The sequence below is a fragment of the Duganella violaceipulchra genome (assembly GCF_019166075.1).
GTDB classification, from domain to species: domain Bacteria; phylum Pseudomonadota; class Gammaproteobacteria; order Burkholderiales; family Burkholderiaceae_D; genus Rugamonas; species Rugamonas violaceipulchra.
This window is the reverse complement of record NZ_JAHTGR010000002.1, coordinates 621,851-647,271: the sequence shown is the minus strand read 5'-3', so window position 1 is coordinate 647,271 and position 25,421 is coordinate 621,851. Positions and strand designations below refer to the sequence as shown.

General features: G+C 62.3%; 20 protein-coding genes. 9 read left to right on the top strand and 11 right to left on the bottom strand.

Annotated features, from left to right (window positions below):
- Window positions 1–43: 43 nt before the first annotated feature.
- Complete coding sequence (locus KVP70_RS05840; RefSeq protein ID WP_217941117.1) at window positions 44–343, bottom strand: colicin immunity domain-containing protein; 300 nt, start codon at window positions 341–343, stop codon at window positions 44–46.
- Window positions 340–672, bottom strand: a complete 333-nt coding sequence (locus KVP70_RS35365; RefSeq protein ID WP_217941116.1) for a colicin D domain-containing protein — start codon at window positions 670–672, stop codon at window positions 340–342. Before KVP70_RS35365 ends, KVP70_RS05840 begins: the two co-directional genes overlap by 4 nt.
- A 164-nt stretch (window positions 673–836) precedes the next feature.
- Here KVP70_RS35365 and KVP70_RS05830 point away from each other — a divergent pair, with 164 nt between their 5' ends.
- A complete protein-coding gene (locus KVP70_RS05830; protein WP_217941115.1) occupies window positions 837–1,100 on the top strand; it encodes a type II toxin-antitoxin system HicB family antitoxin in 264 nt (87 codons plus the stop codon).
- 29 nt (window positions 1,101–1,129) lie between these two features.
- On the opposite strand, the gene KVP70_RS34160 is transcribed toward KVP70_RS05830, so the two are convergent.
- Both KVP70_RS34160 and KVP70_RS05820 read right to left on the bottom strand, forming a co-directional pair.
- The gene (locus tag KVP70_RS34160) at window positions 1,130–1,543 is read right to left on the bottom strand and encodes a BrnA antitoxin family protein (protein ID WP_229224611.1); all 414 of its coding nucleotides are present in this window, start codon (window positions 1,541–1,543) and stop codon (window positions 1,130–1,132) included.
- On the bottom strand, window positions 1,503–1,775 hold the full coding sequence (locus KVP70_RS05820; protein ID WP_217941114.1) for a BrnT family toxin: 273 nt from the start codon (window positions 1,773–1,775) through the stop codon (window positions 1,503–1,505). The genes KVP70_RS34160 and KVP70_RS05820 overlap by 41 nt, the downstream gene beginning before the upstream one ends.
- 201 nt (window positions 1,776–1,976) lie before the next feature.
- On the opposite strand from KVP70_RS05820, the gene KVP70_RS05815 reads away from it, so the two are divergent.
- Window positions 1,977–2,885: a sulfurtransferase gene (locus tag KVP70_RS05815; protein ID WP_217941113.1), complete on the top strand. Its 909-nt coding sequence runs from the start codon at window positions 1,977–1,979 to the stop codon at window positions 2,883–2,885.
- A 140-nt stretch (window positions 2,886–3,025) separates the two neighbouring features.
- Entirely contained in the window at window positions 3,026–4,015 is a 990-nt protein-coding gene (locus tag KVP70_RS05810; protein WP_217941112.1) for an acyltransferase family protein, read from the top strand.
- 57 nt (window positions 4,016–4,072) lie between these two features.
- Here the strand turns inward: KVP70_RS05810 and KVP70_RS05805 are convergent, their stop codons facing one another.
- From KVP70_RS05805 to KVP70_RS05775, 7 genes are all read right to left on the bottom strand, one after another.
- A complete protein-coding gene (locus tag KVP70_RS05805; protein WP_217941111.1) occupies window positions 4,073–4,276 on the bottom strand; it encodes a DUF6447 family protein in 204 nt (67 codons plus the stop codon).
- A 31-nt stretch (window positions 4,277–4,307) separates the two neighbouring features.
- Window positions 4,308–5,645, bottom strand: coding sequence for a TolC family outer membrane protein (locus KVP70_RS05800; protein ID WP_217941110.1), 1,338 nt, complete (start codon window positions 5,643–5,645; stop codon window positions 4,308–4,310).
- 5 nt (window positions 5,646–5,650) lie between these two features.
- Complete coding sequence (locus tag KVP70_RS05795) at window positions 5,651–7,009, bottom strand: HlyD family type I secretion periplasmic adaptor subunit (RefSeq protein WP_217941109.1); 1,359 nt, start codon at window positions 7,007–7,009, stop codon at window positions 5,651–5,653.
- A gap of 2 nt (window positions 7,010–7,011) precedes the next feature.
- On the bottom strand, window positions 7,012–8,850 hold the full coding sequence (locus KVP70_RS05790) for a type I secretion system permease/ATPase (protein ID WP_217941108.1): 1,839 nt from the start codon (window positions 8,848–8,850) through the stop codon (window positions 7,012–7,014).
- 246 nt (window positions 8,851–9,096) lie between these two features.
- A complete protein-coding gene (locus KVP70_RS05785) occupies window positions 9,097–10,641 on the bottom strand; it encodes a class I SAM-dependent methyltransferase (RefSeq protein WP_217941107.1) in 1,545 nt (514 codons plus the stop codon).
- Between the two features lie 224 nt (window positions 10,642–10,865).
- A complete protein-coding gene (locus KVP70_RS05780) occupies window positions 10,866–15,626 on the bottom strand; it encodes a beta strand repeat-containing protein (protein WP_217941106.1) in 4,761 nt (1,586 codons plus the stop codon).
- A 484-nt stretch (window positions 15,627–16,110) separates the two neighbouring features.
- Window positions 16,111–17,568 (bottom strand): FecR family protein, encoded by a 1,458-nt coding sequence (locus KVP70_RS05775; protein ID WP_229224610.1) that lies wholly within the window; start codon window positions 17,566–17,568, stop codon window positions 16,111–16,113.
- 198 nt (window positions 17,569–17,766) lie between these two features.
- Between KVP70_RS05775 and KVP70_RS05770 the strand changes: the two genes are divergently transcribed.
- The 6 genes from KVP70_RS05770 to KVP70_RS05745 all read left to right on the top strand — a co-directional run bounded on the left by KVP70_RS05770 (window position 17,767) and on the right by KVP70_RS05745 (window position 25,420).
- Window positions 17,767–19,671: a CHASE2 domain-containing protein gene (locus tag KVP70_RS05770; protein ID WP_229224609.1), complete on the top strand. Its 1,905-nt coding sequence runs from the start codon at window positions 17,767–17,769 to the stop codon at window positions 19,669–19,671.
- A gap of 11 nt (window positions 19,672–19,682) precedes the next feature.
- A complete protein-coding gene (locus KVP70_RS05765; RefSeq protein ID WP_229224608.1) occupies window positions 19,683–20,924 on the top strand; it encodes a tetratricopeptide repeat protein in 1,242 nt (413 codons plus the stop codon).
- Window positions 20,925–20,993: 69 nt separating this feature from the next.
- Entirely contained in the window at window positions 20,994–21,776 is a 783-nt protein-coding gene (locus KVP70_RS05760; protein ID WP_217941105.1) for a Crp/Fnr family transcriptional regulator, read from the top strand.
- Window positions 21,777–21,945: 169 nt separating this feature from the next.
- Window positions 21,946–22,746 (top strand): ABC transporter permease, encoded by an 801-nt coding sequence (locus KVP70_RS05755; protein ID WP_304515512.1) that lies wholly within the window; start codon window positions 21,946–21,948, stop codon window positions 22,744–22,746.
- Window positions 22,746–23,969: an ABC transporter ATP-binding protein gene (locus KVP70_RS05750; RefSeq protein ID WP_217941104.1), complete on the top strand. Its 1,224-nt coding sequence runs from the start codon at window positions 22,746–22,748 to the stop codon at window positions 23,967–23,969. The genes KVP70_RS05755 and KVP70_RS05750 overlap by 1 nt, the downstream gene beginning before the upstream one ends.
- The gene (locus KVP70_RS05745; protein WP_217941103.1) at window positions 23,966–25,420 is read left to right on the top strand and encodes an FkbM family methyltransferase; all 1,455 of its coding nucleotides are present in this window, start codon (window positions 23,966–23,968) and stop codon (window positions 25,418–25,420) included. The genes KVP70_RS05750 and KVP70_RS05745 overlap by 4 nt, the downstream gene beginning before the upstream one ends.
- Window position 25,421: the final 1 nt, after the last annotated feature.

Here is a 25,421-nt window from a genome sequence, read left to right as displayed (position 1 = left end):
GGCTATTTTACCGTGCGGCGGCCGGGTTCGATAATCTGATTTGCTAGGCTGTCACGCGATGCGCACGCCAAGCCCGCATCCGGCGCAGGATATCTCCCGCTTTGGTCTCCAGTCCCTTTTTGTCCAAGTAGAAATCCGGATTTTTGGCCAATAGTTCCGGATCATCCGTGGTGGAATCGACATCGCCAAAAAGTTCGTCAAGCAGCAAAAAAAGCGGCTCATCCAGTTGTTCTGTCTCAGCCTGGAAGCGCTCCATGAAAGCGACACTGAACTCCTGGATGGAAAGCTTATGGGCCAGAAAGCGCTCCAGCAACTCGCAATACATTTCAAATGCATTATTCACGATGTCCCTCCTCCCAACCTGCCAGTTCTAATTACATACTCTAGTTGCAGTGAACTTAATCTCCAAGCGGAAAGATAGTCTCCGCTGAGCGACCGGATCACATTCAGCCCGGAATCGATATCAACAAAATGCGTAACCGGACGGTTCCGATAATACCCTTTTCGCAACAGCGTACTAGGCGATTCAACGTGCCTCCTCAACGCCCGCTGAAATGCGAAGAGCGTCTTGAGATTCGCGTTTCCAACAACGCCAAAACTAGCCGCGTGTCGAAAGGTGTGCTGAAGCTGCTTGATCCGGAATTGAATCGATCGGTCTTCATTAATATCCATTTGACATCACCCACGCCTGTGAGGTTCAAATGAAGATGATGCGGCGAAAAAGCCAGCCCGTGCTGACACCACGCAAATCCATCAATCCGAATACTTTGCATGACTACTTTTTAAATACTGCTACGCTATGAGTTTGATAAGCGAATCTGAAGTAGGGCATCATCATGAGATTTCCAATTGCAATTGAACCCGGTGACGCAACCCATGCTTTCAGCGTTGTCATACCTGATCTTCCCGGTTGCTTTTCTGCGGGCGACACGTTAGATGAGGCGATCGACAATGCCGGCGAAGCTGCAGAACTCTGGCTGGAAACCGTGATTGCGGAAGGAGGCGATGTTCCGCAGGCACGTTCCTTCGCAGAACACCACGCGAACCCTGAATTTTCCGGGTGGATTTGGGCGATAGTCATGATCGATCCCGCGGCATAAAAAATCAGGAACACCACTTAATAAGCTCATCACTTGCGCCGACTGCTGCGAGGAGTAAAGGGCTGCGCCTGTTCACGAGGTTCCGCCAATGACGCCAGCGAATCCGCGACGAGGCTGGCCGGCAAATCCGGGTTTTCCAGGGCCGCGCGTCCCAAGCTATTGATCGCGTCCCCCTGCTCACCAGGGTGCAATACCAGCCAGTCCCTCAAGGCTTGGTTGATACGCGTCTGCCATCCAGGCCCGTCTATCTTGAAAGCAGCGACGATATCACGATCCAGGCGAAGCTTAACTGCGACCTTTGTAACGGCTTGCGGGGGGCGTCCACGCTTAACCAATACCCCCCCACGGTACAGGCTCGCCTCCGCAAACCAGGCTTCGCTCAACGCTGGAGCGTCATCCTCGTCAACCAAGGTATCTTTTGAATAGGGCAACTTCTTTTTCATTCGCATACCTCATCGAAATAATGCGCCGCGCATGCTGACGCCAAGTCCAAACCAACACGACAGTCCGACTACGCAATAGCCCCATCGTGACGAAACGATCCTCACCATATTCAACACGCTCATCGAGCCAAGTGAACGTATCACCACCAAATATCTGAGGCGCGTCAGCAAAATCCAGTCCCCGGCCGACCAAGGTCGCAGCGCGCTTTTCAGGATCAAATTCGATCTGCATATTTATTGTACCCCCAATAAATATTGACGGCATTGAAGCGGCCTATTTTTCGGCCCGCACGACTGACAAGATACCCCGCCCGGAAAAACCCACATTGACGAATCAGGCCTCAACATCTGCACATTTTTTAAGCACAAAAGAGTCATTCACAGCAAGCTCGCGTATAATGTCGGCTCTTCACATTTTTTGATCATGTCCACCATGCACGCTAATACTGCTTTACAAGCTGAAGCGCATGCCGCCGCCATCGCTGCCGCTGCCGCTCACGTCAACATCGCCGCCTACAAGTTCGTCACCTTCGACGACACCGAAGCGATGCGCCCGCTGTACCAGGACATCTGCCAGCGGCTGGGCCTCAAGGGCACCATCCTGCTGACGCCGGAAGGCATCAATATGTTCCTGTCCGGCCCGCGCAGCCACATCGACGAGTACCTGGCCTGGGTCCGCAGCGACGCCCGCTTCGCCGACCTGGAAGTGAAGGAAAGCTATTCGGTCGAGCAGTCGCACAAGCGCATGCTGGTCAAGATCAAAAAAGAAATCATCACCATGCGCATGCCGCTGATCAAGCCGGAAGAAGGCCGCGCGCCCTTCGTCGAAGCGCACACGCTCAAGCGCTGGCTCGACAGCGGCGTCGACGACCACGGCCGGCCGGTGGTCATGGTCGACACCCGCAACGATTTCGAAGTCGACGTCGGCACCTTCAACCACACGGTCGACTACCGCATCAAGAAATTCACCGAGTTCCCGGAAGTGATCGCCGCCCACAAGGACGACTTCGCCGGCAAGACCGTGGTCACCTTCTGCACCGGCGGCATCCGCTGCGAAAAGGCGGCGATCCACATGCAGAACATCGGCTACGACAACGTCTACCAGCTCGAAGGCGGCATCCTCAAGTACTTCGAGGAAGTCGGCGGCGCCCACTACACCGGCGACTGCTTCGTGTTCGACTACCGTACCGCGCTCAATCCCAAGCTGGAACCGACCGAGACGGTGCAGTGCTTCGTCTGCCGTTCGGTGGTCACGCCGCGCCAGCAACTGGCGCCGGAATACGTGTACGAAGTGTCGTGCCCGCATTGCTACGGCAAGGACAAGGCCGCGCAGGCGAACTGATATTTCCCCGGATTCCTGTTGCCTATTGCCCATTGCTTCAGGTTCAATAATTCCGCATAATTAACTTAGTCCGCCATCGCCGCCTACGTGCGGCAACCAAAAAACAGACCGCGCAGGTCTGTTTTCACGTAGAGGGCAATATGGGAATTTATCGGTTGATCCTGGCGATGCTGGTCGCCATTTCGCACGTGGGCGTCACGTTCTGGGGCTACAACCCTGGCGTGTTGGCCGTTGTCTCGTTCTTCCTGTTGAGCGGCTACGTGATGACCATGTTGATCGACAAATACTACGACCGCCCGGCCGCCGTGCCCACCTTCTATCTGGACCGCGCCGCCAGGCTGTTCCCGCAATTCCTGTTCTACATGCTGCTGGCCGCGCTGTGCATCCACTTCCTGCATCTGGAGTCGCCGCCCTACCTGAGCCAGCTCAACGGCGTCAAGTGGCTGCTCAACTTCCTGATCCTGCCGCAGGGCTTTTATATGTACTGGGCCGACGGTGCGCTGGTGCTGCCGCAAACCTGGTCGCTCGGGCTGGAGCTGACGTTTTACCTGGCGATCCCGTGGATACTGATCCAGTGGCCGCGGCGCGGCGTCTACCTGCTGTCGGCCGCATCGTTGGTGGTGTACTGCTGCGCGTATTCCGGCCTGATCAACTCCGACCATTTCGGCTATCGCCTGCTGCCGGGCACGCTGTTCATGTTCCTGTTCGGCGCCTCGCTCAACCGCGATACGGCCGGCGCACGGCGTTACCGAGGCGTCGTCTACACCTTGCTGGCGTTGCTGTATGTGGGCCTGTTCTTCAGCCCGCGCCTGTATGGAATGAATTTCAATAAGGAGGTGCTGGCGGGACTGCTGATCGGCATTCCGGTCGTCATGGCGATCCGCAGCCGCCCCTTCTCGCGCATCGACGAGTTCTTGGGCAACCTGAGCTATGGCATGTTTCTGAACCACTTCCTGCTGATCTGGGTGATCCAGAAGGTCACGGGGCAGACTATCGAGCAGACCAGTGTGCCGCTGCTGCTGGCGGCATCCACGCTGCTGGCCTTGCTGTCCTACCTGCTGGTCGAGCGGCCGGCCTTGCGCTGGCGGCACGGGATACGCCAGGGCAAAGCGACACCCGCGCTGGCTTGAACGAAAAAAAGACCTCGGTTCAAAATGAATCGAGGTCTTTTTTATGGCCGACTATGTTTATTGCAGCGAACGGGGCAGCGCTTCACGCAGCGCATTCTCGTAGGCGATCTTGGCCGTCATGTAGACCGCCAGCTTGGCGTTCAAACGGGCGATCTCCCCTTCGACAAACTGCAGATTGCCTACCTGGCTGCGGGCCTCGTCGTTTAAATCGGCCACCCTGTAGCTCGTGCCGTTGACGGTTACTTCGAGTTCCTGTTCCATCACGCCTCCTGTCATCCTAAGTCCGATCCACTCAGCGGAAATACACGGCCATCGTGCGCACGTCGTCGGCGGACAGCGTACCGGCCGCCGCACGCAGTTTCAACTGCGCCAGCACATAGGTGTAGCGCGCCTGGGCCAGGTCGCGTTCCGTGGCACTCAATTGCCGTTGTGCGTCCAGCAAATCCAGATTGATGCGCACGCCACCTTTGATGCTCTGCTCAGTCGCCTTGACCAGCAAGCGCCCCGAATCGACCGCCTTCATCAGTGCGTCAATCTTGACCACGCTACTGATGACGGAATCGTAATCCTTGCGCAATTCCACGATCGCCTTGTCCGTTTCCGTTTGCAGCTCAGCCTTGGCTTTTTCGCGATTGGCCACAGCCTGCCTGGTGCTCGCATTGACCGAGCCGCCCGAATACAGCGGAATGTTCAGCTGGATACCGACGCTACGCGAAGTGATAGTCTGGTCGATGGTGTTAGTCGAGTCCGAGGTACTCTTGCCATAGTTACCCACCAGATCGAGTCGCGGAGCATGCCCGGCGCGCGCCTTGTTGACCTCTTGCTGGTTGATGTCGACGGCAAGCTGTTTGGCTTTCAGATCGGGATTACGCTCCAGCGCGACCCGCTTCCAGGCGTCAAAGCTGAGGGTGTCGTCCGGGCTGCCGCGGAAGTCGGGTGTCATCTTTTCCAACTCACCGACATCGCCACCAATGATAGCTGCCAGGTTGGCGCGGGTGGCGGCCAGATTGTCCTGAGCCTCCAGCAAGGCCGCCTCGGCGACGTCGAGACGGGCGCGGGTTTCCAGCATATCGGTGCGCGTGCCCTCGCCTTTGGTGAACATCAGGTCGTTGACCTTCATCCGTTCGATATAGGTATCGCGCTCGATCCGCGCCAGCGCCAGTTGATCTTGCTTGAACAGCGCCTCGATATAGGCACCGACGACGCGCAGCATCACCTGCTGCTGCTCGCTCAGGTAGACGGCGCCGCTGTAGTCGGTTTGCAGCAAACCTTCCTTGTAGCGCGCCCACGCGTCCAGGTTGAACAAGGTTTGGCGCACCTGTATGTTGGCGGAGCGGCTGTAGTAAATCGGGTATCGTGGTGCACTACCGGTTTGCAAAATATCGGTGCGGTTCTTACTGTCGGAAAAACTGGCCGAAATATTCGGCAGCAAGCCCGACAAACCCAGCGTTTTGTTTTCCTTGCCGCCTTCATTCGTATAGTAGGCCGCACGGAAGACCGTATCGTTTTTCAAGGCGGCGTTATAAGCTTCCATCAAGCCCAGCGCGGAGGCGCTGGCGCCATGCAGCATGGCGCCAGCGCCCAGCAGCGCCGCGAGCAGCGCCGCCGGTTTCAGACGTGGTACGCGCATCGTCATCATTCCTCCGACATCGAAGTCTTGGCGCGGTCAAATACCGGCTTGAGCAGATAGCTCATCATGGTGCGTTCGCCAGTCTTGACGAACAGCTCCACTGGCATACCGGGGCGCACCACCAGTTTTTTATGCTGCATCACTTTCATGCCTTCCGGCGTGACGCGCGCCTGCACACTGTAATACGGCGTCCCGTTATGCTCATCGATCAGGCGGTCAGGCGAAACCTGACTGACCACACCGGCAATGTGCGGCGTGGTGTTGCTATTAAACGCGGAGAACATCAACTCCACCGGCAAGCCGGTATGGACCTTGTCGACCAAATTGACGGGCAAGCGCCCTTCGACGATCAACGCATCTTCGACCGGCACCACATCCATCATGCGGAAGCCAGGTTGTACCACACCACCACGGGTGAAGACGGCCATGCCGATCACCACGCCATCGACCGGCGAACGCACCTCAACATTGCTGACTTGGTAGTTATCCGCCACTTGACGGCTCGTCAGACTGTTCGCGTCTCTCTGGACCTCTGCAAGTTGTGTGCGCACGTCGCGCTGGTACTCTTGCACGCGCTGGGCTCGCTTCAAGGTGAGCTCGGCGATCTGACGCTGCACACGCCCGATATTGCCGATGTCTTCCGCGATCGAACCATTGATTTGCGAATAGGTGCGCTCATAGTCCAGCAGCTTGGTACGTGCCACGTAGCCGTTGCGTTCCAGGTCACGCAGGCCATCGAGCTGCTCTTTCAAAATCGCCAGCTGTTCCTTCTTGCTGTCACGGGTCGATTGCAGACCCGTCAATTGGTACTTCATCCCCGCGACGCTCTCATCCGCAGCCGCCAATTCATTCTGCAAACCAGATTGACGTGCGTTGAATAATTGGGACTGCGAGTTGATATTTTCCTGGACCCGTGGATCAGCCTTGATGGCTTCCAGCTCGGCCGGAATCGCCACGGATTTCTTGCCGTCGCGTTCGGCGATCAGGCGCGCCTCGGTCGCCAGCGCGGCGATGCGCTGGACCTTGGTCATCTCGGCTTGGGCGACCACCTGGACGCCATTCATTTTGACGAGGACTTGCCCCTTCTTCACAAAATCGCCTTCCTTGACCAGAATGTCTTCCACCGTGCCACCGGACTGGTACTGAATCGACTTGCGATTGCCTTCCTTGGCGACATTACCCGACATTGGCACGCCCTTGTCGAGGGGGGCGAAACAGGCCCACACCAGGAAACCCAGCACGCCGACCACCACAATAATCCAACCCAGGCGGCTGTAAGCGCTGGCGTCCGTGTGGACCGTCAGCGGCTCCACATCGTGCGTAATGACATCGCTCGCCAATGCCTTGCTCTCAATAAGTTTCATGTTCACTCCTGCTCCGTAGTGGCCGCACCGGTGCGGACAGTAGCCGCTTGCTGTGCTTCCTGCTGTGCTTGTTGTGCCTGCTGCTGGGCTTGTTGTGCTTGCTGCTGTGCTTGCTGTGCCTGGGCTTGCGCTTGTTGCTGCGCCAGAGCGTTCTTCTGGTTCGCCTGCTGCAAGGCCGCCAGCACCTGATCGGTCGGGCCAAACACGTCAACCACGCCATCGCGCAGCAACAACAGCTTGTTGGTGATGCCAATCGCGCTGGTGCGGTGGGTGATCAGCACAATGGTCTTGCCATGCTGGCGCAGATCGGCCACGGCATTGAGCAGCGCCTGCTCGCCCACGTCGTCCAGATTCGAATTCGGCTCATCGAGCACGATCAGCGAAGGGTCACCGTACATCGCCCGCGCAAGACCGAGACGCTGGCGCTGACCGCCGGACAGTCCCGCGCCACCGTCGCCGAGCTTGGTGTCGTAGCCGTCTGGCATGTGCAATATCATGTCATGCACGCCGGCGCGCTTGGCGGCCAGGACGACCTTTTCCGGATCCGCATCGCCGAAGCGGGCAATATTGTCGACGATGGTACCGCCGAACAATTCGATATCCTGCGGAAGATAGCCAATGTTCGGGCCAAGTTCAGCTTTGTTCCAATTGAAAATATCGGCGCCGTCAAGGCGCACTTTGCCGCTTTGTGCAGGCCAGACGCCCACCAACAGGCGTGCCAAAGTAGACTTGCCCGAGCCGCTAGGGCCAATGATGCCCAACACATCACCCGGTTCGATCGCGAAATTCAACCCTTTCAACAAGGCCGCCTTGGCGCCAGGTGGCGCAGCAATGAGCGCCTCCACCGCCAGGTGACCCTGCGGTTTTGGCAGCGCCATACCAGCGGCGCGGGCCGGGTTGGCTTCGAGCAGCTTGCTCAGACGCTCGTAGGCGCTGCGGGTGGTGCTCCAGGTTTTCCAAACGGCGATCACCTGCTGCACCGGGCCGAGCGCGCGGCCCAGCAAGATCGAGGCGGCAATCATCATGCCGGAGGTGATCTTGCCATCCAAGACCAGCAGCGCACCAAAGCCCAACACCAGAGATTGCAACGAAACCTGGACAAATTTGGTCACCGCGCCAACCAGTCCGGCCTTTTCGCTGGCCTCCGCCTGCAAGTGCAGGAATTTGCCATGCAGCTTGAACCAACGGGCCATCAGATTGGGCAGCATGCCCATCGATTCGATCACCTCGGCGTTGCGCAGATTGTTCGTGGCCAGTTGACCAGCCGCGATCGCCATCGCATTCGCTTCGCTCAAAGGCTTCTTCGACACCTTTTCGTTGACGAAGGCCAGAATGACCAAGATCACCGTACCCACCAGCGCGAACACGCCCAGCGAAGGCTCGAACATGAAGATCACCAACAGATAGATCGGGAACCATGGCGCGTCAAAGAAGGCGTAGAGCGCGTTACCGGTCAAGAACTGGCGCAGTCCGGTCAAGTCTTGCAGCGACTGGCCCGCATTGCCACCGGCCTGCTTCAGATTTTGTTCGAAGGCCGCCGTGTACACGCGACGGTTCAACTGCATGTCGAAACGGGCGCCGACGCGTACCAGCACAAAACTGCGGATCAATTCCAACGCACCCATCAACAGATAGGCTCCCAGCATCATCAGTGTCAACATCAACAGCGTGATTTCATTGCGGCTTTGCAGTACGCGGTCGTACACCTGCAACATGTACAGCGACGGCGCCAGCATGAGAAGATTGGTGATCGCGCTAAAGGCGCCGACCGTGTAGAAGGTGCTTTTAAAACTGAGCAATACCTGCTCGATTTCGTTTTTCGGATTCAATAGTGATTTCATAGGATCTGGCTTGCAAAGTGCAGCGGGACGACGCAAGTAAGTCGGCGAGTATCTAGTGGAAATGTCGCCCTTGCGGCCAATGGTGCGCGAATTGACGCAGCACAATTATTTAAAGACGAGACATTATCGCCGAAAAACGGCATGAAATGTGATGAGCATCACATTATTCGCGAAAAAAGCCAAAAACTTGCAATTAATGCCAGATTTTTGAGGCCGGGGAGCTGTTTTCCCGGCCCTTAATTAGCTTCAGAGCATCTTCAATTGACGCCAGCGTGGCAGTGTATCACGAACGATAGCCTCGATCGCGAGCCGCAACTCTTGCTCGTTTTCTTCCGCCGACTCGATGGACACGCCTTGCTTGGTCAACGTGCGCCCTTGCGCGGCCATGATGCGCCAACCCTCGCGCGCCAGCATCGCCACATCCACCTCGCCCTTGTGATGCTGCAGCAGGGAATACGTCAGGCGCGGCACGTAAGCGGTTGCTACGCCATTTCCCAGTAAAGGCGAACACAGCGCGTGATACTCATCGCCATAGGTAGTCTGCGCCGCGATCGCGCGGTTCATCCGGTGCCCAGCGTCAGGCGTGGCGACAGCGTCGGGAGCGGGATAGAGCACTGCCTGCGACGACGCGCTCAGCATCACCACTGTCTGCACCAGATCCTCGAACGCCCTGCCCTGTAGTTGCGGCAGCGCGGCCAGCTCACCCAATGTGTGCGGCCGTAGCGCCAGCGCGTCGCAAATCGGATCGAACACCTCCGGCGCGCTGTTGACGACCCCTATGGCCAACTTCATCTCGGCGCTGGCCTTGTCACGTGGAACCATCAGGGCCACGCCTGTCTTACGTAGCCATTCATGGCGGCGCAGGCTACCCAGCGGACGGGCGCCCCGAACAAACACATCCTTTCGGAAGCTCGTATTCAGGAAATAGTCGCGCAACGTCTCGCGCATCGCCGGGTCCGGCAGGCGATTGATCAGCGCCTTTTGCTCAGCACTCAGATAAAGCTGGGTGTAGATGAAAGGCAGTTCGGCGGAGCCGGCGAAGTCCAGCTTTGCCGCAGCCAGGTCGCGCGCCACATCGGCGTGGTACATCGGCTGCCAATGCTTGTGCATGTATTCGTGCACCAGATAATTGCGGTTGTGGGTCTTCAGGCTGTCAAAACGGGCCTGGCTGGTCGGATTGAACTGGAAGTAGCGGGCGCCGGCCTCTGCCATCTGTTGCATGAAGGTGGCGGCGTCGCCTACCTGAATGTCGCTGCGGTTGGGGAAGGCATCGCCGTACTCCACCATCAGCCGCTGCATCGGCAGGCTGCCGGTCCAGCCAGGCAAGGCGTTATAGCTGATGTAGACGATCCCGCCCGGCTTGAGATAGCGGGCGATGAAGTCGACGATGTGGCGGCGGTTTTCGGCAGTCACCCAGGTGTAGATGCCGTGCAGCGTAATGAAGTCAAATTGTGGCAGGTCCGCCACGGCGTTTTGCGCCAATTCGGCAAAACTGTTTTCCAGCAGGGTCAAATTGTCCAGCTCTGCCGATTTGGACAGGGCGCGCGCGCCGGCGACATGGCCGGGATTGAAATCGGCGGCGTAAAACCGGCCGGACGGATTGGCCGCCGCCAGCAGGTTGACGGTTAGGCCGCGGCCAAAACCCAGCTCGAAATAGTTGTAGGGACCGTCAAGGTCGACCGGCGCAAAACCGTTGAGGACGTTGACAAAATTGAGCATGTGCGGGCTCTGTTCCTGATAAAAACCCGCCGTGTATTCCACATCCGAAGCATATCCCGCCGTCCAATCCATGAGCCAATTCCCCAGTAAGTCCCTACGTTGAAAGATACAAAAAAGACAGTATAACGAATACCGCAAAGGATAGATATCGCCCAGTAGATAGCGTGCTCGCGGGAGTCAAACGGCAATAAAAAAACCCGCCACCTTTGCAGGTGACGGGTTTTTTGCATGCATGGCCCTCGGTCAGCTGAGGGCCGGGAGAACTCGCCCAGAACAGCGGCGAGTCTCCTTTTGCATTACACGATGGTGATCGCGTGGCCAGCGTTGGCCAGGGTGCTGTTGCTCAGGTCAACCAGGCCGGTCAACTTAACAACGATGTCGGTACCAGCCAGGAACGCGCCGCCTGCATCCACATCTTCAACGATGTAGGTTGCGCCGCCGAACTGGAACCACGATACGTGGCCAGCACCTTGAGCAGCTGCGTTGTTCAGGAAGGTCTGGTAGTCGTTCACGCCGCTCGTCAGAGCCGCGCCCATCTTGCTACCAACCACGCCTGCGAAGGCGGTCAACGCGCCGTTGTTGATGATGTCGCCAGCAGCGATATCGGTAACGGTGGTGAAGATCGCGCTCGACTGGTTAGCTGCGCCCAGAATCAGCGTATCAGCGCCAGCGCCCAGGGTTACGGTGTTCGTGCCCGAACCAACGGTCACGGAGTCAGCACCACCGCCTACGGAGATGGTGTTGTTGCCGTTACCGACGATAACGGTATCCACGCCAGCGCCGCCGGTGTAGGTGTTGTTACCGCTGGTTGCGGTGAAGATATTGGTGCCGTCGCCGAACGAAACGATGTTGTTACCGGTGGTGCCGGTGACGAAGGTGTCGGAACCCGAACCGCCGGTGATGGTGTTGTTACCGGTGGCAACGCCGTTTACCAAGTTGGTACCATTGCCCAGGTTCAGCACGTTGTTCAGTGCATTGGCGATGGTAACCGTGTCAGCACCCGTACCGCCGGTGTAGGTGTCAGCAACGGTAGCTGCCGACAGAACGATCACGTTGGTACCAGCTGCGGAACCGTGGATGTTCACTGCCGAGGTGGTCACGCCCGAGGTCCATGCCAGGCCGCCAGCAACGCCGGTGCCAGTCAGGCCGCTAGCGTCCAGAGTGGTCAGGGTGGTTGCGGTCAGGCCGGTCAGGTCCAGGCCAACTGCGCCGCTAGCGGTCACGGTGGTCACGCCCGAAGCGGTGATTGGAGCAACGTAGGCAGCGGTGTTAGCGGTGGTATCGGTGTCGATCGTGGTGATCTTCAGCGATTCAACGTTCGAGATGGTGTAAGCAGCGGTGTTGGTGAAACCATCAGCAGCAGCGAATACCAGGTTGACGTTGTCGTTGGTGCCCGAATCCGACGCCAGAGCGATCGAACCAGCAACGGTCGTAGCGCCAGCTTCGGTGAACGTGAAGTTCGCAGCAGCTTGGGTTACGGTCAGAGCAGCGGTCGAACCAGCAATTTTCAGGTTGTTGATCGCGCCAACTTTCGACATGTCGATTGCAGCGGCGCCAGCAGCGTCGCTCAGGCTCAGCACTTCGAAGTTGGTGACGCTGGCAGCGAACAGAGCGGAACCAGTTGCGGTTACGCCTTGAGCGCGGGTCATGACGATGGTGTCGGTACCGCTGACGCCGCCGTCGATCGAACCGCCGGTGCCAACTGGACCACCGTAGGTCACGACGTCGTCGCCGGCGCCGGTGGTGATTGCCTTGGTGCTGGCAGTCGAGGTGGTGATGGTGTCAGCGCCTGCGCCGCCGGTGTACTTCTGGCCAGCCAGCAGAGCGTCCGAAATCGTTACAGCGCCGGTGCTGGTGCTGGTGATGGTAGCAGCTGCATCGAAGGTGTGCGAAGTCAGGGTAAGAGCTTTGTCGCCAGTGATGGTCACAGCGGTAACGCCAGCAGCGGTCAGGCTGTTCAGGCTGTTAGCAGCGGTGGTCGACGAGATGGCCAGGGAGGTTGGAACCGCGCCCAGAGCGACGGCACCAGTGGTGGTCACGCCTTTCAGGGTCAGGGTTTCAGCGGTAACGGTGGCGGTGGTCAGCGCGCCGTTGGTCTGGGTGAAGCTGGTGCCCGTGCCGGCCAGGGTGACGTTGTTCAGTGCGCCCGAGTTAGCGGTGGATGCGCCGAAGTTGTTCAGGCTCACGGTGGTGATCACGCCAGCGGCCGTTGCCGAAGCAGCGTTCACGTCGGTGATGGTCACAGCGCCGTCGGTCAGACCAGCAACACCGGTGACGGCGGTTACGCCGTCGGTGGTGACTTTGCCTGGAGCGACTGCGGTCGCGCCGGTCGCGCCGACAGCGACGTCGGTTACGTTGGTAGCAGCGGTGGTGCTGGTGACGGTGATCGCGTTACCGCCAGATACCGCGCCCGAGCTGAAGCCGGTGAAGGTGCCGGTGACGGTACCACCGCCAGTTGCAGCAGCCACAGCGGCGATGACCGACGCGGTGGTCGCGCTGGCACCAGCCGACAGGCCAGCGAAGATTGCTGCGACTTGAGCGGTGGTAGCGGCGCCACCAGCGGTGAAGGTCAGGCCAGCAACGGTGATGGTGTCGGCAGCGGTCATCGCAGCAGCGTTGAACGTTACGACCGACGATTCGGTCACAGCAGCGATGGTGTTGACTTGAGTAACAGCAGCGCTCTGGTTCACGGTCACAGCGGTGGTGACTGCGGTGCCGGTGACGTTCACAGCGGACTGGATCGCGGTGGTGTTGTTACCGGTGGTGGTGATCACTGCAACGTTGTTGGTCGCGGTTTCGGTGATCGAAACGGTCGAGCCACCTTTGACGGTGATCGTGCCGCCGGTGTTGGCTGCGCCAGGAGCATTGTTACCGGTCAGGGACACGGTTTCCGACACGGTGACTGCACCGGTAGGAGCGCCGTTGGTGCCGGTGCCGATGGTGATGGTGTTGGCAGCTGCGCCGGTTGCGCCGGTTGCAACAACGTTCACCGAAGTGCCGCCGTTGATCGACACTGCGTTAGCGCCCAGGGTGCTGGTGGTGACGTTGATTGCGCCAGTCGAGCCCGAGATAGTCACTGCACCAGCATCGTTGGTGGTGGTAACTGCCGAACCGCCGGACACGGTCATGGTGCCGGAGATAGCGGATGCGGTCACTGCGGTGGTGGTTGCCGAAGTTACCGAAACTGCGCCTGCGCCAGCGGCGACCACGTTCACGTTGGTCAGGCCGGTGTAGCCGGTGGTGGTGGTGGTGTAACCTGCACCAGTTGCGCTGATGTTCAGGATTTCAACGTTTTTCAGGGTGTTAGCCGCTGGATCAACGATGTTGCTGGTCAGCACGTTCAGGGTGTCAACGCCGTCGCCGCCGTCGATGTTGTCGAATGCGCTCCAGGAATTGTTGGTCGTGGTTGCATCGAAGGTGTCGTTGCCAGCAGCGCCAACAACCGTGTTAGGGCTGACGGTCAGAACGGCGTTCTGAGCGACGTACTTGGCTGGCAGCAGAGCAGCAGCAGCAGCATCAGCAGCAGCAGCGGTCACAGCGGCGGCAGCGGTAGCAACAGCGGCGGTAGCAGCGTCGAATGCGGTTTGAGCAGCTGCGTCGTCGGTGGTGACTACGGTAGCTTTAGCAGCGTTGTTGTAGGTCGTTGCGTCAACCAGGGCAGCGTCAGCCGAAGCTTTAGCGGTGGCGGCTGCGGTAACTTCGGTAGCGGCCAGAGCGATTGCGGCGGTTGCGGTAGCAGCCGAGGTAACACCAGCGATGCCAGCGGCAGCAGCGGCGTGGGCGGCGGTAGCCGAACCAGCATCGGTAGCAGCGGTAGCAGCTTTGGTGGCGTAGGTTGCCGAGGTGTTCAGAACAACAACGGTACCAGCAGCGTCAGCGGCAGCAGCAGCGACGGTTTTAGCGGTGTTCACAGCGGTGGTAGCAGCTGCGTCATCGGTTGCGGTGTCGGTGGTCTTAGCAGCGGCAGCAGCGAAAGCGGCAGCCTTGGCGGTTGCGTCAGCAGCAGCGGTGGTAGCGTCGGTCGAAGCGGTGCCGGCTTTGGTGATGGCGGTGCCAACAGCAGCGTCAGCGGTGACAGCAGCAGCGTCGTCGGCGACAGCAGCTTTAGCAGCGGTGTCGGCGGTTGCAGCGGCGACAGCGGCCTTGGTCGCTGCGTTCGTAGCGATGGTCAGGTCGGCATTTGCAATTGCCAGTTGCTGTTGAGCAGCAATCAATTCCGCACCGGTGGTAGCAGCATCAACTGCAGCTTGAGCGGTTACTACGGCTGCGGCAGCGGCGGTCTTGGTGGCAGCGGCGGTAACGGAAGCAGCAGCAGCATCGGTAGCGGTAGCGGTCAGCGCGGTTGCATCGGTCAGGTCAGCTTTGGTGTGTGCTGCAGCTTTGGCAGTGATCGAATCGGTAACAGCTTGCGAAGCGGCAACAGCGATGCCAACCTTGGTCGCGGCGACGGTAGCAGCAGCGTCGGATGCGGTTTGTGCAACAACCGAAGCGGCCAGATTTGGGTTGTTAGCGGTCTGAACGTTGGTGACGGTCGAAGCCAGCGCGGTTGGAGCGATAGCGGCGGCCAGCGATGCAGCGTCGGTAACGCTGGTGATGAAGGCTTTACCTACGTCAGCAGCTGCCGAGGTCGAGTAAGCAACAACGCCGCCTGGGGTAGCGAGCAGTTTGTCAGTGAAAGCAACGGCTGCAGCGGCTTTGCTTGCGTAAGCGATGCCGTCTGGGTTGCCTGGAGCCATAGCGCCGTTGGCGATCGTGCTAACGATCTGAGCCAGGGTGTAGACGTGGCCGTCCAGCTGACCCGAGTACAGCAGCGCGCCGCCGTTGTCAGCGTGACGACCGAACAGGTTCAGGTAGATCTTGTCGATGATCGCCAGGCTGTTCATGCCGGCGTAGGTGTTGGTGTACTCGACCGACTTACCGAAGTCAGCAGCAATACTGGCCAGGGTAGCGGTGCCGGCGGTCAGAGTGGCTTCGTAGAAAGCCAGGCCACCTGGATCTGCAGGACGGTTGAAGTACGCAACGTACAGCTTTTGCAGATCGAGAGTATGAGTAGCCATGTAGTGCTCCTAATGGAAAATATGATTGAAGTTAAATTTTGCAGTGCACGGAAATTCGCCACTGCAACCTAACGTACCGAATAATGTCAGAAGGTATTGACCGCTTGATGTGACGCGGGTCACAAAATTGAACAATATCCTCTGAATCTTGATAGTTTATTCACCAACATTAATACGGCGGATCATTATCAGAGAAGATCGCGGCTAAAGCAAGACATGTCGAACTGTCCACTCCAGCGCTGCCCGTCATAGGGCGCAGGCGGTATTTTGACCTGGGAGCGGGTTTAAATATGCAAGCTTGTCGGGACTGCCAAACCAGCCATGCTCCGGCAAAGAAAAACCGCCATTTATTCAAGCCAATAAAAAGACCGCAGCGCGAATGGCGGAGAAACTGTTGCAGAATTGCATCACCAATATAAAACAACCCCCGGCCCGGCTCGGCGCCGGATCGGGGGCTGTCTGGGACTGCGGGCGCCGGGCCGCGTTACGGCTTGGTGACCACCGCCTGTTGGCGCCACAGGGTAGCACCATAGACCGCACGGTTGCCGCTGAGGCGGGCGTCAAACAAATAGGCTGCGGTGCCGCCGTTTTCCGAGCTGAGCACACCATTGAGCGCCATATTGGTGGGCGCGTTGAAACGGCTCTCGCCCGAGAAGCGCCCATCGCTGGCGACATCACCCTTGGACTGCAAAGCTATCCGCTCAGTCTTATTGACAACATCAAAACTGGTGGCAAAGGTTCGATTGTCAAAATTAAATTTCAACACACCATTTTCAACTTTCGCCACCACCACCGGGATCGCCGTGTTGTCACTATGGATATATGCCTCGCTCTGCGTCAATTCAAAGCCCACCGAGCCGCGCTCGGGAATCAGATAGTCCTTGCCCTGGGTACGCATCAGGGCAAAATCGTCATTCGTGGAGACCAGCTCGGAGCCCTTGTTCAGCTCAGCCACAAAGTCCACCTTGACCGGCAGGTCCAGTACCGGCTGCCAGCGGCCCCAGACGATCTGGCGCTCGGGAAGCACGGGCGGCACCACCACCGGCGGCGTCACCACCGGCGGTGTCACCACCGGCGGCGTCACTACGGGCGGCGTCACCACTACAGGCGGCGTCGGCGTGACCGGCGGGCTGACCTCGCTGATCGGCGGCACGGTGACGATGCCCGTGGCGTCCGGCGGATTTTTCCCGCCCGCCGTATTTTGCGTTAATTGCTGAATTGCAACAGTCTTTTGCGCTTCCAGCCCCGGCATGCCAGCCACCCCGCCCCCGCCGCCGCCCTGCTTACCGGCCGGTTCTTCCGGACGCGGCGGCGCGCTCACGTCCGGCGCCAAGGTGGCGTCCTGCAACAGCTGGGGCGCGACCTGGCCGCGGTGAAATTGCAGCAACTGGCCGCGCTGGGTGGCCGACAGCTCGCGGCTGCTGCTGCCTTCGCACGGGCCGATGCCGTCCGGACGGCAGGCGCCGGTGAAGCCGCTGATCGTGATGCCGCCCGAAATGACGGCCACGCGCGAGGTATCCTGGTCGGTAAACACGGTGAAATCGGTGCCGCGCACGCCGATCGCGGCCACCGGCGTGTTGAAGCGGAAGTTCTGGCGCGCCGCCTTGACGGCCTCGCCGGACTGGCTGCGCGCCACGCCGCTGAGCAATTCGAGCTTGATGCGGGTGTTGGCCGGGTTGGCGCGGTCCACATGGTAGGCGGCGATGCGCGCCTTGGTCGCCGGGCGCAGGATGAACAGGCCGTTGTCGATCGTCTTAATATAGAGGGAGCCATCCTTGCCGGTGCTGAGCAGCTCGCCCTCGCCGATCGACCCGTTGAGCACCGCGGCGTGGTCGCCCACCCGGACCTCGCCAGCGACAAAGATGATGGTGCCGGCCTCGGCCGCCTGGACCGCAGGCGCTGCCAGCGCGACGGCGGCCATAATCAGTAGTTGACGCAACATGGTATTCCCCTTAATTCGGTCATTATCCTGCCCTCAGGATAGTTTTCCGTGACAGCTATCACATTTTACGCAATTCAATTTTCCACGCCCCTCTACTTACACTTTGTAGCAAAAGGCCGCCCCGGCCGCACCACCCGGCGCCACGAGCGGCTATACTGTCAGATTAATCCTATTGTTCCCTCCCAGCACTTTTCCACCTTGATCGACACCACCCCTCCTCTAGCCTGGCGCCTGCCCGCCCTGCCGACCGGCCTGGTCCGGGCAGTGATCGCGGCGGTGGCGATAGGCCTGGCCCTGTGGGCGCAATGGCTGGCGCCGGTCGACGGGTCGCTGTTCGCCGACGAGTGGCTGCGCGACCATTTCATCGAATGGCGCCACAGCGTGGCGCCCGAGCCGCGGGTGCTGGTGGTCGACATCGACGAGGCCAGCATGCGCGAGCTGGGCGCCTGGCCGTGGCCGCGCGCGCGCCTGGCCGACCTGGTCGAAACCCTGCTGACTCAATACCACGCGCGCGGCGTCGCGCTCGACATCGTGCTGCCCAACCCGGCCGACGCCGAGGGCGACCTGCGCCTGGGCCTGCTGGCGCGCCACGGCCCGCTGGTGCTGGCCCAGGCCTTCGATTACAGCCGCGACCGGCCCGAATGGCTGCGCGAGGGCGTGCTGGCGGGCGCCCGCCCGGCGCTGCCCGGCCGCGCCGACGGCACGCCGGCCACCGGCTACATCGCCAACCAGGCGGTGTGGGCCGACCTGCCCCATGTCGGCAACATCGGCTTCATCCCGGACCGCGACGGCACCCTGCGCCGCCTGCCGCTGCGCACCAGCTTTGACGGCAAGCTGTATCCGGCGCTGAGCGTGGCGCTGGTCAATTGCTGCGGCGGCGCCGGCCTCGGCGCCACGCTGGCGCGCGACCCGCTGCAGCGCGTGTCCTACCGGCGCGACTGGGACGCCTACACGGTGGCGTCGGCGGCCGACATCCTGGCCCAGCGCATCGCCCCGGCCGGCGCCAGCGGCCGCCTGGTGCTGGTGGGCTCGTCCTCCCTGGGCCTGGGCGACCGCGTCACCACGCCGATCGCCGCCAACCGCCCCGGCCTGAGCGTGCAGGCGGCCATGCTGTCGACCTTGCTCGACGAGCAACAGGGGCTCGCGCCGGCGCGCTGGCCGGGCCGGCTGCTCGGCAGCGCCGCCGCGCTGCTGTGCGTGCTGCTGGCCGGCTACGCGCTGCCGCGCCTGTCAGCCGTGCTCAGCGCCGCCCTGCTGGCCGCGCTGTCGGCCGCCTGGCTGCTGGCGGCCTACGCGATCAGCCCGCACGACCCCGATTTCTCCACCACCGGGCCGCTGGCCAGCACGCTGTTCCTGCTGGCGGTGGCCGTGCCCTACCAGTGGCAGCTGAGCCAGCGCGATTCGCGCCACCTGCTCGACACGCTGCGCCAGTACGTGGCGCCGGCCGTGGTCGAACAACTGCTGCGCAGCGACATCGCCGACCCGCTGGCGCCACGCCAGCTCGACGTCACCACCCTGATCGCCGACATGGAGGGCTACACCACCCACGTCGAGGCGCTGCCGGTGGCCGAGGCGGCCGAGCTGACGCGCGCCTTCCTGGCCTGCCTGACCGGCCCGGTGATCGACCAGGGCGGCACGCTGGACAAGTACACCGGCGACGGCCTGGTGGCGTTCTGGGGCGCGCCGCTGCCCGACCCCGACCACGCCGACCTGGCGCTGGAGGCGGCCGCCGCCATCGTCGAGCGGGTGGCCGCGCTCAGCACCCAGCGCCAGCGCGACGGCCGCGCGCCGCTGCGGGTGCGCATCGGCATCGAGAGCGGCCTGGCCTTCGCCGGCGATTTCGGCACCACCTTCCGCAGCATCTACACCGCCGTCGGCGACAGCGTCAACACCGCCTCGCGGCTGGAGCAGGCCGCGCGCGACCTGCCGCACGACATCATCATCGGCGCCGGCACCGTGCGCCGCGCCAAACGCCACCGTTTCCTGCTGCTGGGCGAACGCCAGCTGCGCGGCAAGGAACAGCGCACCACCCTCTACACCCTGGAACCGCGTATGGACCACACCCCCACCTCTCCGGCCGCCCGCCAGGAGTCCGCCGCGTGAGGCCGGCCGCCATGCGCCGCTCAGGCGCCGGCCTCTGCCTGAGCCTGGGCCTGTGGCTCGGCCTGGCGCCGGCCGCGGCCGCGCAAGAGCAGAGCGACCCGTCGCACGCCAACGACCTGTACCAGGAGGCGCTGCAATCGATCGCCGAGGGCCGCAAGAACGACGCCAGCGAGGCGCTGCAGCGGGTGATCGACAAGGAACCGCTGCACGCCGGCGCCTGGCTGGACCTGGCGCTGATCCAGTGCGGCCTGGGCCACCTGGACCAGGCCGAGCGGCTGTTCGCCATCATCGAGCAGCGCTTCGCGCCGCCGCCCGGCCTGCGCGCGCTGATCGCCGAGGCCCGCGCCGGCGGCTGCCAGAGCTGGACCCCGCTGAGCCAGTACAGCCTGACCGTGGGGCGCGGCATCGACCAGAACGTCAACCAGGGCTCGAACCGGCGCGGCACCGGCCTGAGCGCCCAGGAGGTCGACACCGGCTACGACCTGGCGCCGGAATTCCGCCCCAAGCACGACCAGTACAGCATGCTGTCGGGCGAGTACGTGCGCGACCTGACGCCCAACGGCACCATCGGCTTCGTGCAGTTCCAGGGGCGCCGCAACGACCACCTGAGCCAGTACGACAGCTCCTCGCTGTTCGCCGGCACCGAGACGCCATGGCGCTTCGGCAACTGGACCGTGCGCGGCAGCACCCTGGTCGGCCTGATCACGCTGGGCGGCCAGCTCTACCAGCGCCAGGTCCAGCTGCAGGCCCGGATCGGCCCGCCGCTGCCGCTACCCTTCGGCGTGCAGTTCAACCTGGTCACCAGCGTGAGCCGGCTGCAATACCTGACCCTGGACAACTTCGACGCCAACAACGGCGAACTGCGCGCGCAGTTCACCCGGCGCAACGGCGACAGCGTGCTCAGCGCCAGCGTCGGCACGCTGCAGGACCGCGCGGTGGGCGACCGCCCCGGCGGCGACCGCCACGGCGTGGCCGCCAGCGCCCAATGGCGGCACCGCTACGACAACGCGCTGACCGCCGACCTGGGCTACAACTGGCAGCGCTGGCGCGGCAGCGAGGTGTATTCGCCCGGCATCATCGACCAGGTGCGCAACCAGAACACCCACACCCTGCGCGCCACCTTCAGCTACCCGCTCACCAAGAACCAGAGCGTGCAGCTGGAATTGCGCCAGGTCCTGAACCGCGAGAATATCTCGGTGTTTCAGTACGACAACCGCCAATTGCAGCTGAGCTGGCAATGGCAGGGGCCATAAGCGGCCTTGTAAGCTGAGCGGCAGGCGCCATCTGCTACACTATCGAGGCCTTTCCACTCCCAAGCACGCATGAAGTCGACCAGCATCCCCCTCCCCGCCGCCACCCCGCCCACCACGGGCGTGGCCGACAACGCCGCGCCACCGCCGGCGCAAGGCACCAACGCGCCCAGCGAAGAGCGCAATGTCCAGGTGCACCTGCGCAAGATTCCGCTGCTGTCCGAGCTGTCGGACGAGGAAATCATCCGGGTCAAGGCCGATTTCCGCTTCCGCCACTACCAGAAGCGCGACGTGGTGCTGCACAAGGGCGGCAGCGGCGACGGCCTGCTGTTCCTGCTGGCCGGCCAGCTGCAGGTGATCGACGTCACCGAGGACGGCCGCGCGATCGGCCTGCGCCTGCTGGTGCCGGGCGACTTCTTCGGCGAGATCGCCCTGATCAACAATTCCACCCGCTCGGCCTCGGTGGTCGCCACCAGCGAGGCGCTGGTGGCCTTCCTGCCGGCGCCCACGGCGATGCACCTGTTCTCGCACTCGCCGTCGGTGGCCAAGCAAATGCTGCAACACCTGGCGCAGAAGATCCAGCGCGACTCGGAATTCCGCGCCCTGCTCAGCATCAACAACACGGCCAAGCGCATCTACTCCTTCCTGGTGCTGATGCAGAAGAAAAACCCGGACGGCACCGTGGTGGAAAACCTGCCGACCCACCAGGACATCGCCAACATGATCAACACCAGCCGCGAGACCGTCACGCGCGCGCTGCTGACCCTGGTCCAGCAGGGCATCGTGCAGAAGGAGTCGCACCGCCTGCTGATCAAGGACCCGGACGCGCTGCAAAAGCTGGTCCAGGGCAGCTGAGGCGGCGCCATCCCAACAGGCGCAAATACAGTGTGACAAGCTGTAACATGTTACTTGCATAACAAGACGTGCGGTATAATCCCCGTCTCGTAATTTTCGTGCCCGCCCGCCTGTACATGATGCCAGTCCACCGCCTTCTTTCCCGTTCACCGCGCCTCGCACGGGCCGCATGATGTCGCTCGCCATGCTACGCGGGCTATGGCACTACCGCGGCTTCGTGCTCGGCAGCGTCAAGCGCGAATTCCAGTCCAAATACCGCAACACCATGCTGGGCGCCGCCTGGACCGTGCTCAGTCCGCTGGCCATGATCCTGGTCTACACGCTGATCTTTTCCCAGGTGATGAAGAACCGCCTGCCCGGCAACGCCAGCGAATACGGCTACAGTATCTACCTGTGCGCCGGCGTGCTGGCCTGGGGCATGTTCGCCGAGATCACCTCGCGCGCGCAAAACATGTTCCTCGAACAAGCCAACCTGCTCAAGAAAATCAGCTTCCCGCGCATCTGCCTGCCGCTGATCGTGGTGCTCAACGGCCTGGTCAACTTCGGCATCATCTTCGGCCTGTTCACCGTGTTCCTGATCGCCTCCGGCCAGTTCCCCGGCTTCGTGTTCCTGGCGCTGCTGCCGGTGCTGCTGATCCAGGTCGCGCTGGCGATCGGGGTCGGCATGGTGCTGGGCGTGCTCAACGTTTTCTTCCGCGACGTCGGCCAGTTCTTCCAGATCTTCATCCAGTTCTGGTTCTGGTTCACGCCCATCGTCTACCCGGCCAGCATCCTGCCGCCCGAGGTGCGCGGCCTGCTGGTGTGGAATCCGATGGCGGCCGTGATCGAGGCTTACCAGACCATCCTGGTCAGCGGCCAGCCGCCGCAATGGCTGACGCTGCTGCCGGCGGCCGGCGTGGCGCTGGCGTCCTGCCTGCTGGGCTTGCAACTGTTCCGCAAACGCGCGGGCGAAATGGTGGACGAACTCTGATGGGCGCGATTACTGTTAGCAATCTGGGCAAGGCCTACAAACTCTATCCCAACCGCTGGTCGCGGCTGGGCGAATGGATGCTGCCGTTCAACGGCCCGCGCCACCAGCTCAAGTGGATCCTGCAGGACGTCAGCTTCCAGGTGGCGCCGGGCGAGGCGGTCGGCCTGATCGGCATCAACGGCGCCGGCAAGAGCACCCTGCTCAAGCTGATCACCGGCACCACCCAGCCCACCACCGGCGCCGTCCACATGCAGGGCAGCGTGGCCGCGCTGCTGGAGCTGGGCATGGGCTTCCATCCCGACTTCACCGGCCGCCAGAACGTCTACATGGCCGGCCAGCTGATCGGCCTGACGGTCGACGAGATCAGCGCGCTGATGCCCGACATCGAAGCCTTCGCCGAAATCGGCGACTACCTCGACCAGCCGGTGCGCGTGTACTCGAGCGGCATGCAGATGCGGGTGGCGTTCGCCGTCGCCACCGCGCGCCGCCCGGACATCCTGATCGTCGACGAGGCGCTGTCGGTGGGCGACACCTACTTCCAGCACAAGAGCTTCGAACGCATCCGCCAGTACCGCCGCGCCGGCACCACCCTGCTGCTGGTGTCGCACGACAAGCAGGCGATCCAGTCGGTGTGCGACCGCGCCATCCTGCTCGACGGCGGGCGCCTGGCGCGCGAAGGCAAGCCGGAAGAGATCATGGACTACTACAATGCCATGATCGCCGAACGCGAGAACAGCACGCTGCGCCTGAACCAGCGCGACGACGGCAAGCTGCAGGTGACCTCCGGCACCGGCGAGGCCACCGTGGCCGAGATCGTGCTGCTGAACGACGCCGGCGAGGCGGTCGAAGTGGTCGACGTCGGCCAGGAAGTGACGCTGCGCATCACCGTCGCGGTGCACGAGGCCATCCCGCGCATGGTGCTCGGCTACATGATCAAGGACCGGCTGGGCCAGGCCATGTACGGCACCAACACCCACCTGAAGGAACTGCCGCTGGAAGACATGCAGGCCGGCCAGCGCGTCACCTACAGCTTCCGCTTCGCCGCCAACCTGGGCGCCGGCAGCTACTCGGTGGCGACCGCCATCGTCAGCACCGCCACCCACCTGGTCAACAACTACGAGTGGCGCGACCTGGCGCTGGTGTTTACCGTGGTGAACATGCAGCGCCCCCATTTTGAGGGTTCGGCCTGGCTGGACCCCGCCATCGAGATCACCCGCACATGAGCTTTATCTCCTACGCCCAGAACTATGAAGACGTGCTGCTGTGGCGCGCGCTGCAGGACGTGCCGGCCGGCTTCTACATCGACGTCGGCGCCAACGATCCGGAGCTGCACTCGGTCACCAAGGCCTTCTACGACCAGGGCTGGTCCGGCATCAATGTCGAGCCGATGCCGTCCTACGGCCCGGCCTTCCGCGCGCAGCGCCCGCGCGACATCAACCTGAACGTGGCGGCCGGCGCCGACAGCGGCAGCATCACCCTGTTCGACGTGCCCGACGTCAACGGCTGGGCCTCGACCGACAGCGGCGTCGCCGCCGCCCACCGCGCCCACGGCCACCAGGTGGTCGAGCACACGGTGCCGCTGCTGACCTTGGCCGAGATCTGCCGCCAGCATGTGCGCGGCGAGGTGCACTTCCTCAAGATCGACGTCGAAGGCTTCGAGGGCGACGTGTTGCGCGGCATGGACTTCACGCTGTGCCGGCCGTGGATCGTGGTGGTCGAAGCCATCATGCCCAACAGCCGCGACAGCAACCACGGCGACTGGGAAGCGCTGGTCACCGGCCACGGCTACCAGTACGCCTGGTTCGACGGCCTGAACCGCTACTACGTCGCCGACGAGCACGCCGGGCTGGCCGCGCGGCTGCAGCTGCAGCCGAACGTGTTCGACGATTTCATCACCCACCACCTGGACAAGGCCTGGCGCCGCGGCAAGGACCTCGACCAGCAGGTCGAGAGCACCTGGCAGCTGGCGCGCAACGCCGACGCCCGCAGCAGCGCGCTGGAGCAGGACGTCACGCGCGCGGTGCGGCGCGGCGCCGAGCTGGAGCAGGCGGTCGCGCGCGAGGCCGGCCATGCCGCCGCGCTGGCGCAGGACGTGGCGCGCGCCGGCCAGCGCGCGCAGCAACTGGAACAGGCGGTACAGCGCGGCGCCGAGCGCGCCGACCAGCTGACGCAGCAGGTACTGCAGGCGCGCCAGCAGCTGCAGCAACGCCAGGACCAGGTGCTGCAATTGCAAGCCGAGTTGCGCCAGTCCGAAACGGCGGCGCGCCAGCTGGAAAACAATCTGCACCAGACCGCCGAATGGGGCGCGCAGCTGGAGCAGCGCCTGCTGGCGGTGTACGCCAGCCGCTCGTGGCGCCTCACCGCGCCGCTGCGCGCGCTGACGCGGCGCGGCGACAACAGCCTGCCCAGGCGGGCCGGGCGCGCGGCGCACGCCGCCGTGCACCGCGGCGTGCGCTGGCTGAGCGCGCGCCAGGCGCTGCGCCGCGTGCTGATCCCGCTGATCAGCCGCTCGCCGCTGCTGAGCAGCACCCTGATCCGCAGCCTGGAGGCGCTCAAGCAGCGCGACCCGGCCGCCGGCGCCGCCGACGTGCCGCACCTGTTGCGCGAACTGCCGCTGTCGGCCCGCAAGGTGCTCGCTGACCTGCGCCGCGCACAACACACTAACGAACACTGAA

Excerpts from the sequence above, each read along its gene's own strand:
- KVP70_RS35365 (WP_217941116.1), bottom strand. The coding sequence starts at position 672 with ATGGATATTAATGAAGACCGATCGATTCAATTCCGGATCAAGCAGCTT.
- KVP70_RS05830 (WP_217941115.1), top strand. The coding sequence starts at position 837 with ATGAGATTTCCAATTGCAATTGAACCCGGTGACGCAACCCATGCTTTC.
- KVP70_RS34160 (WP_229224611.1), bottom strand. The coding sequence starts at position 1,543 with ATGAAAAAGAAGTTGCCCTATTCAAAAGATACCTTGGTTGACGAGGAT.
- KVP70_RS05820 (WP_217941114.1), bottom strand. The coding sequence starts at position 1,775 with ATGCAGATCGAATTTGATCCTGAAAAGCGCGCTGCGACCTTGGTCGGC.
- KVP70_RS05815 (WP_217941113.1), top strand. The coding sequence starts at position 1,977 with ATGCACGCTAATACTGCTTTACAAGCTGAAGCGCATGCCGCCGCCATC.
- KVP70_RS05810 (WP_217941112.1), top strand. The coding sequence starts at position 3,026 with ATGGGAATTTATCGGTTGATCCTGGCGATGCTGGTCGCCATTTCGCAC.
- KVP70_RS05805 (WP_217941111.1), bottom strand. The coding sequence starts at position 4,276 with ATGGAACAGGAACTCGAAGTAACCGTCAACGGCACGAGCTACAGGGTG.
- KVP70_RS05800 (WP_217941110.1), bottom strand. The coding sequence starts at position 5,645 with ATGCGCGTACCACGTCTGAAACCGGCGGCGCTGCTCGCGGCGCTGCTG.
- KVP70_RS05795 (WP_217941109.1), bottom strand. The coding sequence starts at position 7,009 with ATGAAACTTATTGAGAGCAAGGCATTGGCGAGCGATGTCATTACGCAC.
- KVP70_RS05790 (WP_217941108.1), bottom strand. The coding sequence starts at position 8,850 with ATGAAATCACTATTGAATCCGAAAAACGAAATCGAGCAGGTATTGCTC.
- KVP70_RS05785 (WP_217941107.1), bottom strand. The coding sequence starts at position 10,641 with ATGGATTGGACGGCGGGATATGCTTCGGATGTGGAATACACGGCGGGT.
- KVP70_RS05780 (WP_217941106.1), bottom strand. The coding sequence starts at position 15,626 with ATGGCTACTCATACTCTCGATCTGCAAAAGCTGTACGTTGCGTACTTC.
- KVP70_RS05775 (WP_229224610.1), bottom strand. The coding sequence starts at position 17,568 with ATGTTGCGTCAACTACTGATTATGGCCGCCGTCGCGCTGGCAGCGCCT.
- KVP70_RS05765 (WP_229224608.1), top strand. The coding sequence starts at position 19,683 with ATGCGCCGCTCAGGCGCCGGCCTCTGCCTGAGCCTGGGCCTGTGGCTC.
- KVP70_RS05760 (WP_217941105.1), top strand. The coding sequence starts at position 20,994 with ATGAAGTCGACCAGCATCCCCCTCCCCGCCGCCACCCCGCCCACCACG.
- KVP70_RS05755 (WP_304515512.1), top strand. The coding sequence starts at position 21,946 with ATGATGTCGCTCGCCATGCTACGCGGGCTATGGCACTACCGCGGCTTC.
- KVP70_RS05750 (WP_217941104.1), top strand. The coding sequence starts at position 22,746 with ATGGGCGCGATTACTGTTAGCAATCTGGGCAAGGCCTACAAACTCTAT.
- KVP70_RS05745 (WP_217941103.1), top strand. The coding sequence starts at position 23,966 with ATGAGCTTTATCTCCTACGCCCAGAACTATGAAGACGTGCTGCTGTGG.